Raw genomic sequence first — 8,116 nt, forward strand, 5'->3', positions numbered from 1 at the left:
AAACTGAAATCTATAGACTCTATAAACAATAAATTTATATTTATTAATATCAAAACTATTTTTAGAAAATACAAAAGTTTAATATATTTATTATTAATAAAATATTAATAGTGGATTCTATTAAAGATACATTTAAAGAAGATTCCCTAATATAAAAACATAAGACCAGATTTACTCTATTTCAGTTATACATAACATTAAACATTTCGGTGTATTTCAAAGTAAGCCAAATGTGACATTAGGTGATTAATGTCACATATAGACATTTTTCACGGCTAATAAGAGATTTCGGTTCTATAAATAATAATGCACCGGAGATTTATTGCATTGTCACCATTACTGGACTGGTGCCATATGAGGAATAAAAAATGAAAATATTAAAAACATTATTAGTGACTACTGGTTTACTTTTCAGTGTCAATACCTTTGCAACCAGCGCCCCTGACAGAACTGAATGTATCGCTCCAGCTAAGCCCGGTGGCGGGTTTGACTTAACCTGTAAATTAGCTCAGGTCTCATTATTAGAAACTAAAGTTATTAATTCTCCTATGCGGGTAACATTTATGCCCGGTGGAGTCGGCGCTGTTGCTTACAACGCTATTGTTGCCCAACGGCCTGCCGAGCCGGGAACGATTGTCGCCTTTTCCGGTGGTTCGCTGTTAAATCTTGCTCAGGGAAAGTTCGGGCGTTATAACGTGAATGATGTGCGCTGGCTGGCAGGTGTTGGTACTGATTACGGTATGATTGCCGTTCGTCAGGACTCTCCTTATAAAACCTTAAAAGACCTCCTCAATGTCTTTCAGAGCAACCCCGCCAATCTTGTTTTTGGTGCCGGTGCTTCCATCGGCAGTCAGGATTGGATGAAAACCGCATTACTAGCCAAAGAAGCCGGTATTGATCCACACAAAATGCGTTATGTCGCCTTTGAAGGTGGTGGAGAAGCCCTTACCGCCCTGTTGGGTAACCATATTCAGGTTTTTTCCGGCGATATCAGCGAGGCTCTACCATACCTGACAAGTGATAAAATCCGTGTTCTTGCTGTCTATGCAGACAAAAGACTTGATGGCGTTCTGGCAGGTATCCCGACCGCTAAAGAACAGGGTTACGACATTGTATGGCCGGTGATCCGGGGTTTTTACATGGGGCCGAAAGTTTCTGATGAACAATATCAATGGTGGGTTAACACGTTCAACAAACTGCAACAAACCGACGAATTTAAAAAACAGCGTGAGCTGCGTGGTCTGTTTGAATTCAATATGACAGGCAAAGAGCTGGATGATTATGTGAGAAAACAGGTTACTCAGTACCATGAAATGGCTAAATCTTTTGGTTTAGCAAAATAATAGGGACTGTATTTATGAGTGATCGTATTTTTGCCGTCATCTGGTTAGTGTTGTGCGGAATAGGGCTGGTCATTGGCTGGGGCATCCACAGTGAATACAGTTATGAACCACTAGGCCCTCGCCCTTTTCCGATTGCTATTATTTCGTTAATGGCACTGTGCGCACTGCTGCTGCTATTCAAAAAACCTGAAATAGTTAACTGGCCTGCTCCACAAACATTACTTCGTTTATTATTGCTGATTATCTCACTGATCTTTTATGCCGGAACGTTTGAGTGGTTAGGCTTCCCTCTGGCAACAACATTATTGACTGTCAGCATCGCATTGCTGTTTAACGCCACGCTTCCCGCCGCAATTATTTCTGGCTTGATCTTAGGTATCTCTCTCTTTTTTATCTTTGATCACCTGTTAGATGTCACCCTGCCAATTGGTAGCCTGTTCAGGTAAGGAGATAAAAATGGATACATGGATATACCTAACACATGGTTTTGAAGTCGCATTAATCCCTAAAAATCTGATTATTGCATTAATCGGTTGTTTTATTGGGACTGTTGTTGGCCTGCTTCCGGGGCTTGGCCCAATCAATGGAGTTGCGATTTTATTACCTCTGGCGTTTGCTCTGAAACTCCCGGCAGAATCCGCCTTAATCTTACTGGCAACGGTCTATATTGGCTGTGAATATGGAGGGCGGATATCTTCAATTCTGCTGAATGTGCCGGGGGATGCCGCTGCCATTATGACCGCTCTGGATGGGCACCCAATGGCAAAACAAGGGAAAGCCGGGGTTGCATTATCTATCTCAGCAGTCAGTTCATTCTGTGGCTCAATTCTGGCTATTGCCGGGATCATTTTGTTTGCGCCTCTTCTGGCAAAATGGTCTTTAGCATTCGGGCCTGCTGAATATTTTGCCCTGATGGTTTTTGCAATTGCCTGTCTTGGCAGCATGATGAGCCAGAACCCGGTTAAATCGCTACTGGCGGCCTTGATTGGTTTGGGTTTAGCCACCGTTGGCGTTGATTCCAACACCGGTGTTTATCGCTTCACCTTCGATAGTGTCCACCTCTCCGACGGAATTCAGTTTATTGTCGTTGTTATTGGGCTATTTTCTGTCAGCGAAATTCTGTTGATGCTGGAAAGTACGTCTACCGGCCAAAAAGTCATAAGTAAAACCGGAAGATTACTGTTTAATAAAAAAGAAGCCAAAGCCTGTACCGGGCCAATATTACGCTCATCAGTTATTGGTTTCTTTGTCGGAATACTGCCCGGCGCCGGAGCTACCATTGCCAGCGCAATCACCTACATGACAGAAAAAAGAATCAGTGGTAACAGTGATTCGTTCGGTAAAGGTGATATCCGGGGGGTTGCTGCCCCTGAAGCGGCCAATAATGCATCCGCTTGTGGTTCATTCATTCCCATGCTGACACTTGGTGTCCCCGGTTCAGGTACGACAGCGGTAATGATTGGCGCACTGACGCTCTATAACATCACTCCGGGACCTGCAATGTTTACCGAACAGCCGGATATTGTATGGGGATTAATCGCTGCCCTGCTGATTGCCAATATTCTATTGCTAATTATGAATATCCCAATGATTGGCCTATTTACCCGTATGCTAAGTATTCCACTATGGTTTTTGGTACCGGTCATTGCCAGTATTTCAGCAGTCGGCGTTTATGCTGTACACAGCACCACGTTCGACCTGATGTTAATGGTTGGTCTGGGAGTTTTTGGTTACATTCTCAGGAAAATGAACTTCCCAATGTCACCACTTATTCTGGGGTTTGTGCTCGGTGAAATGCTGGAGCAAAACTTAAGGCGGGCACTTTCAATCAGCAACGGTAGTTTTGATATCCTGTGGAGCAGTGCTATCGCTCAGTCTCTGCTGGTTTTAGCTGCACTGGTTCTTATTATTCCACCTACATTACGGATCATTCGCAAAAAGCGGCAGAAGAGCAGGAAAATTTATAGCCAATCCACATAACTGATGAATTGGCTATTATTCAGAACGATAAAATTTTCAGTTTCAGAAAATCAGTCAGAATATTTACGCATTACCAAAGATGCATTTGTACCACCGAACCCGAAGCTATTGGACATCACTGTTGTTAGCTCGCGTTCGGTTGGTTCTGTAATAATATTCATACCAAGCGCTTTTTCATCCAGCTCTTCGATATTAATGCTCGGTGCAATAATCCCGTGCTCCAGCATCAACAGGCTGTAGATTGCTTCCTGAGCACCCGCCGCTCCCAAAGAATGCCCGGTCATCGCCTTAGTCGCTGAAATTGCAGGTGTGTTATCACCAAATACTTCTCGGATAGCTTCCAGCTCTTTCAGGTCACCAACCGGTGTCGATGTGCCATGTGTATTGATATAGTCTACTTCACCATCAATACCGTCCATTGCCATTCTCATACAACGAACAGCCCCTTCGCCTGAAGGTGCTACCATATCCATACCATCGGAGTTTGCTCCGTAGCCAATAACTTCAGCATAAATATGCGCGCCACGGGCTAATGCATGTTCTAATTCCTCAACAACCACGATACCGCCACCGCCTGCGATAACAAAGCCGTCACGGTTTTGGTCATAAGTACGGGAAGCACGATCCGGCGTTTCATTATATTTGGTGGAAAGCGCGCCCATTGCATCAAATTCACAGGCTATTTCCCAGCTAAGCTCTTCACCGCCACCAGCAAAAATAACATCCTGTTTGCCAAGCTGGATTAACTCAACAGCATGACCGATACAATGCGCAGAGGTCGAACAAGCAGAACTGATCGAATAGTTAACGCCTTTAATTTTAAATGGTGTTGCCAGACAGGCTGAAATGCCGGAAGCCATTGTTCTTGTAACCATATAAGGCCCGACACCCCGTAAGCCACGGGCACGCATACCATCTGCACAGACAACCTGATTATGAGGAGAACCACCACCAGAGCCAACAACCAGCCCTGTGCGTAAATTAGAAACCTGATCATCTGACAGGCCTGAATCTTTAATTGCCTCGTCCATTGCCAGATAAGCATAAACAGAAGCATCACTCATAAAGCGCTGTGTTTTTCGGTCAATCAAACCTGTTGTATCCAGTTTGACATTTCCCCAAACTTGGCTGCGAAGCCCCATTTCTTTGAATTCTTCGGAAAAAGTTATCCCGGAAAGGCCTTCTTTCAGAGATTTAAGCACCTCTTTCTGGTTATTACCAATACTGGAAACAATTCCCAGACCAGTGATTACTGCTCTTTTCATTAATTACCTCATCAATATGTTTACCTGCGGGATTTCCTACTCGCACTTTAGCGTACACTTGTACGCTGAACAAGTCCGATCAGGTTAAAAATCGTGGAACAATTGATCAGAGTCAGTTCTTAAGATCCTCAATAGGTGGTGTAACAGCACCAAGACCGTTAAAATCCCCCATTATTCTTCGCAACAATACAGGTCTTATTTTGAAAAACAGTATCGTGAAAAACAGCGCTATCAGTAGCGCGACCCTAAGCTGGAATGAACAGGGCACACCTATCTCTGAGCAGTTTGATGATGTTTATTTTTCAAATCAAGACGGGTTGGAAGAAACGGTATATGTATTTTTGAAAGGCAATCATTTTCCTCAACGTTTTAGCACCCATCCTCGTTCTGATTGCGTTATAGCTGAAACCGGATTTGGTACAGGGTTAAATTTTCTGGCGATATGGCGCGCTTTCTCAGCTTTCAGGCAGCAGTCACCCGAAGCCACATTAAAAAAACTGCATTACATTAGTTTTGAAAAGTATCCATTAAAAATCGCAGATCTAAAAAATGCCCACCAGCGCTGGCCAGAACTTCAGCCATTCTCTGAAGAATTATGTCAACAATGGCCCTTACCACTCTCAGGTTGCCATCGATTAATTCTTGATAATGGTGCTATCACGCTGGATCTTTGGTTTGGTGATGTAAATGAGCTATTACCCAAGCTAACTTCTGGTCTGAACAGCAAAATTGATGCATGGTTTTTAGATGGTTTTGCCCCATCTAAAAATCCACAAATGTGGAGCGAACAACTGTTCACTTCTATGGCAAAATTTTCCCGTCCGGAGGGGACATTTGCGACATTTACTTCCGCCGGTTTAGTTCGCCGTGGATTACAGGAAGCAGGTTTTGATGTCAAAAAAATAAAAGGTTTCGGACGTAAACGAGAGATGCTGACGGGATTTTTACTTCCCACAGCTCATAATCCCAGTTCCGATACCCCCTGGTTTACCCGCCAAAGCGCAACATACACTGATGATATAGCCATCATTGGCGGTGGTATTGCCAGTGCACTCACTGCCCTAGCTTTATTGCGTCGTGGTGCAAAAGTCACTCTATATTGTCAGGATGAACACCCCGCACAGAATGCGTCAGGTAATCAACAAGGCGCACTGTACCCCTTACTGAATGGTCAGAATGATCCACTAGAGCGATTTTTTACCTCCGCATTTACCTTTGCCCGTCGCCAGTACGATCACCTGACTGATCAGGGCGTTTTATTTGATCATCAGTGGGATGGAGTTATCCAGCTGGCCTACGATGAAAAATCGGATAAAAAAATCTCAGGGATACTCCAGACAGTATGGCCAGAAGAAATTGCTGTTGAAATGGATCGCCAGCAACTGAGCCAGATTAGTGGGCTGGATGTCAATTATCATGGGGTTCATTACCCACAAGGAGGATGGTTATATCCGGGGCAGCTGACTCAGGAAGCCATCAAGCTCGCACAACAACGTGGTATGTGTACGCACTTCAATCATAAAATAATACGTCTGGCTCAGGATGAAAACGGCTGGCAGCTACATATTGAACATCAGGGGCAAGTACAGGTTAAAACCCATAAAGTGATTGTTATTGCCAATGGTCACTGTTTGCCACAATTTGAACAAACTGAAAAGCTCCCAGTTACCGCTGTTCGTGGACAGGTCAGTCATATCCCAACTACCGAGCGTCTCAGCCAGCTAAAAAGTGTGCTCTGTTACGATGGTTATATGACGCCTGTCAATCCACACAATCAATATCACTGCATTGGCGCCAGTTACCAACGTAATTTTCTGGATATTGAGTATTCCTCCGCCGAGCAACAAGAAAACCGAAACCGTTTATTGAAGTGTTTTCCTGATGTTGAGTGGGTGAAAGAGGTTGATATATCAGAAAATAAATCTCGTCAGGGAATACGCTGTGTCATTCGGGATCATATGCCAATGGTGGGTAATGTGCCTGTTCTCAGGGAGATTCTGGAAAAGTATTCCAGTTTACCCCAACAAATGCAGTCCGGAGAGAAGATTGACGAGTCCCCTTGTTATCCTGACCTGTTTGTTATTGGTGCGTTAGGATCTCGTGGCTTATGCTCTGCCCCTTTAAGTGCTGAGTTACTCGCAGGACAAATTTTTGGTGAAGCTCTACCGCTTGATGATGAAACATTAGCGGCTTTAAACCCTAACCGCTTCTGGGTCAGAAAACTGTTACGTGGAAAAAAGGTAAAAACCGAAAAAACTTAAATTACACTGATGTTACACAGCAATTAAATAAGCTAATCTCCAGTCACGTAGATAAGTTATGTGACTGGGGGCATGATTACTAACTAAATTACAATCGGTTCATATAATTATAGGGCGTTTCATAGCACAACGCTGTTCTGCCGAAAAACCATATTCAATTTCACCTTGCAAAATCTGTTGTAATTCCTCACTCATTTCCTGTGGTTCCAGGATAACAAACCCCAGTTTTTGGTAAAAAGGCGCATTCCAAAGGATATTACGGAAAGTTGTTAAAGTGACAGACTGTAATTGACGTTGTTCAGCAACTTGAATAACTGTTTCCATTAATTTCTTGCCTATGCCATTTCGTTGCCAATCCCCATGCACAGACAGTTCAAAAATATGTAACCCGTCCTCCAGAGGTTTCGCCAGAATAAAACCTACAGGAACACCCTTATTATTTATTGCAACCCAGCTATTGTGTTGCGTAATATAGCCCAAATGTTGTTGTTCAGTCTGTACATGACCATCAGAAATCCAGGCTAATTCAGGTATGAGACAAAATAGTTGCGCAGCGGAATTTTCAATTATAGCTAACTGATTTATATCTGATAACTGTGTTGGCCGAATAGTAAACATTATACCACCTCGGTAATTATTTAGGATGGAAGCATCAATTTCATTGCGGCGATAATAATACCAGAAAAACCGAACATCATTGTTACCATCCATTTTGTCTGAGATGTTATTTTCTCTAATAGCGTCTTATGGATAGATGCCATTTCTTTATTTACAGATGCAATCTCAGTATGGATGAGTACCTTTACTGATTCAATATCAGCCTTAGTTGCATAGGTATTTTTTATAATTCCTACGTCTATTTTTAGCTCAGTTACATCTGATTTTAACTCTGCTACATCTGACTTTAACTCTATTACGTCTGTTTTTAATTGTTTTACATCTGTCTTTAGCTCTATTACATCTGATTTTAACTGTGTTACGTCTATTTTTAACAGTGAAACATCTGTTTTTAATTGTGAAACATCTACCCCCATATTTTCAAATCTTTTTTCTAATATTACATTCATTTCCGTTCTCCCTGTCAGGTTGAAAGTACTAAAACTTATCGATTCAGGTAAAAAGTACTTTTTATATTGCTGATTGTAATCCCCATATTCCCTTTGAACAGCATTGTCCTCAATTCTCATATACCACCTCCGAAATATCCTTTTTCTATTCTGTGTTTTTACAGAGAATTTATATTCATTGTTTTTAAATAACCAATAAA

Annotated in this window: 7 protein-coding genes; 4 read left to right on the forward strand and 3 right to left on the reverse strand. The window is 42.5% G+C overall.

Annotated features, from left to right (window positions below; translation table 11 throughout):
- Positions 1-368: 368 nt before the first annotated feature.
- Genes AACX38_RS03510 through AACX38_RS03520 form a run of 3 tightly spaced genes read left to right on the forward strand, consistent with a single transcriptional unit; the run spans position 369 to position 3,323 of the window.
- Positions 369-1,343, forward strand: coding sequence for a Bug family tripartite tricarboxylate transporter substrate binding protein (locus AACX38_RS03510; protein ID WP_099121109.1), 975 nt, complete (start codon positions 369-371; stop codon positions 1,341-1,343).
- 14 nt (positions 1,344-1,357) lie between these two features.
- The gene (locus AACX38_RS03515) at positions 1,358-1,789 is read left to right on the forward strand and encodes a tripartite tricarboxylate transporter TctB family protein (RefSeq protein WP_228865723.1); all 432 of its coding nucleotides are present in this window, start codon (positions 1,358-1,360) and stop codon (positions 1,787-1,789) included.
- Between the two features lie 10 nt (positions 1,790-1,799).
- Positions 1,800-3,323 carry a tripartite tricarboxylate transporter permease gene (locus tag AACX38_RS03520; protein ID WP_099121107.1) on the forward strand — a complete coding sequence of 508 codons (1,524 nt, stop codon included), beginning with the start codon at positions 1,800-1,802 and terminating at the stop codon, positions 3,321-3,323.
- 50 nt (positions 3,324-3,373) lie between these two features.
- Here AACX38_RS03520 and fabB read toward each other — a convergent pair whose 3' ends face one another.
- Positions 3,374-4,588 carry a beta-ketoacyl-ACP synthase I gene (gene fabB / locus AACX38_RS03525; RefSeq protein ID WP_099121106.1) on the reverse strand — a complete coding sequence of 405 codons (1,215 nt, stop codon included), beginning with the start codon at positions 4,586-4,588 and terminating at the stop codon, positions 3,374-3,376.
- A 215-nt stretch (positions 4,589-4,803) separates the two neighbouring features.
- Here fabB and mnmC point away from each other — a divergent pair, with 215 nt between their 5' ends.
- Positions 4,804-6,849 carry a bifunctional tRNA (5-methylaminomethyl-2-thiouridine)(34)-methyltransferase MnmD/FAD-dependent 5-carboxymethylaminomethyl-2-thiouridine(34) oxidoreductase MnmC gene (mnmC, locus tag AACX38_RS03530; RefSeq protein WP_228865725.1) on the forward strand — a complete coding sequence of 682 codons (2,046 nt, stop codon included), beginning with the start codon at positions 4,804-4,806 and terminating at the stop codon, positions 6,847-6,849.
- A gap of 99 nt (positions 6,850-6,948) precedes the next feature.
- Here the strand turns inward: mnmC and AACX38_RS03535 are convergent, their stop codons facing one another.
- Together AACX38_RS03535 and AACX38_RS03540 are read right to left on the reverse strand one after the other, a co-directional pair.
- Positions 6,949-7,467, reverse strand: a complete 519-nt coding sequence (locus AACX38_RS03535) for a GNAT family N-acetyltransferase (RefSeq protein WP_099121105.1) — start codon at positions 7,465-7,467, stop codon at positions 6,949-6,951.
- 20 nt (positions 7,468-7,487) lie between these two features.
- Positions 7,488-8,116: hypothetical protein (locus AACX38_RS03540; RefSeq protein ID WP_228865724.1), on the reverse strand; the 629-nt coding region annotated here is incomplete at its 5' end.

This window comes from Xenorhabdus sp. PB30.3, assembly GCF_963895965.1.
Lineage (GTDB): Bacteria > Pseudomonadota > Gammaproteobacteria > Enterobacterales > Enterobacteriaceae > Xenorhabdus > Xenorhabdus stockiae.

What these genes read in the sequence shown, in the direction of transcription:
- AACX38_RS03510 (WP_099121109.1), top strand. Translation starts at nt 369, where the DNA reads ATGAAAATATTAAAAACATTATTAGTGACTACTGGTTTACTTTTCAGT.
- AACX38_RS03515 (WP_228865723.1), top strand. Translation starts at nt 1,358, where the DNA reads ATGAGTGATCGTATTTTTGCCGTCATCTGGTTAGTGTTGTGCGGAATA.
- AACX38_RS03520 (WP_099121107.1), top strand. Translation starts at nt 1,800, where the DNA reads ATGGATACATGGATATACCTAACACATGGTTTTGAAGTCGCATTAATC.
- fabB (WP_099121106.1), bottom strand. Translation starts at nt 4,588, where the DNA reads ATGAAAAGAGCAGTAATCACTGGTCTGGGAATTGTTTCCAGTATTGGT.
- AACX38_RS03535 (WP_099121105.1), bottom strand. Translation starts at nt 7,467, where the DNA reads ATGTTTACTATTCGGCCAACACAGTTATCAGATATAAATCAGTTAGCT.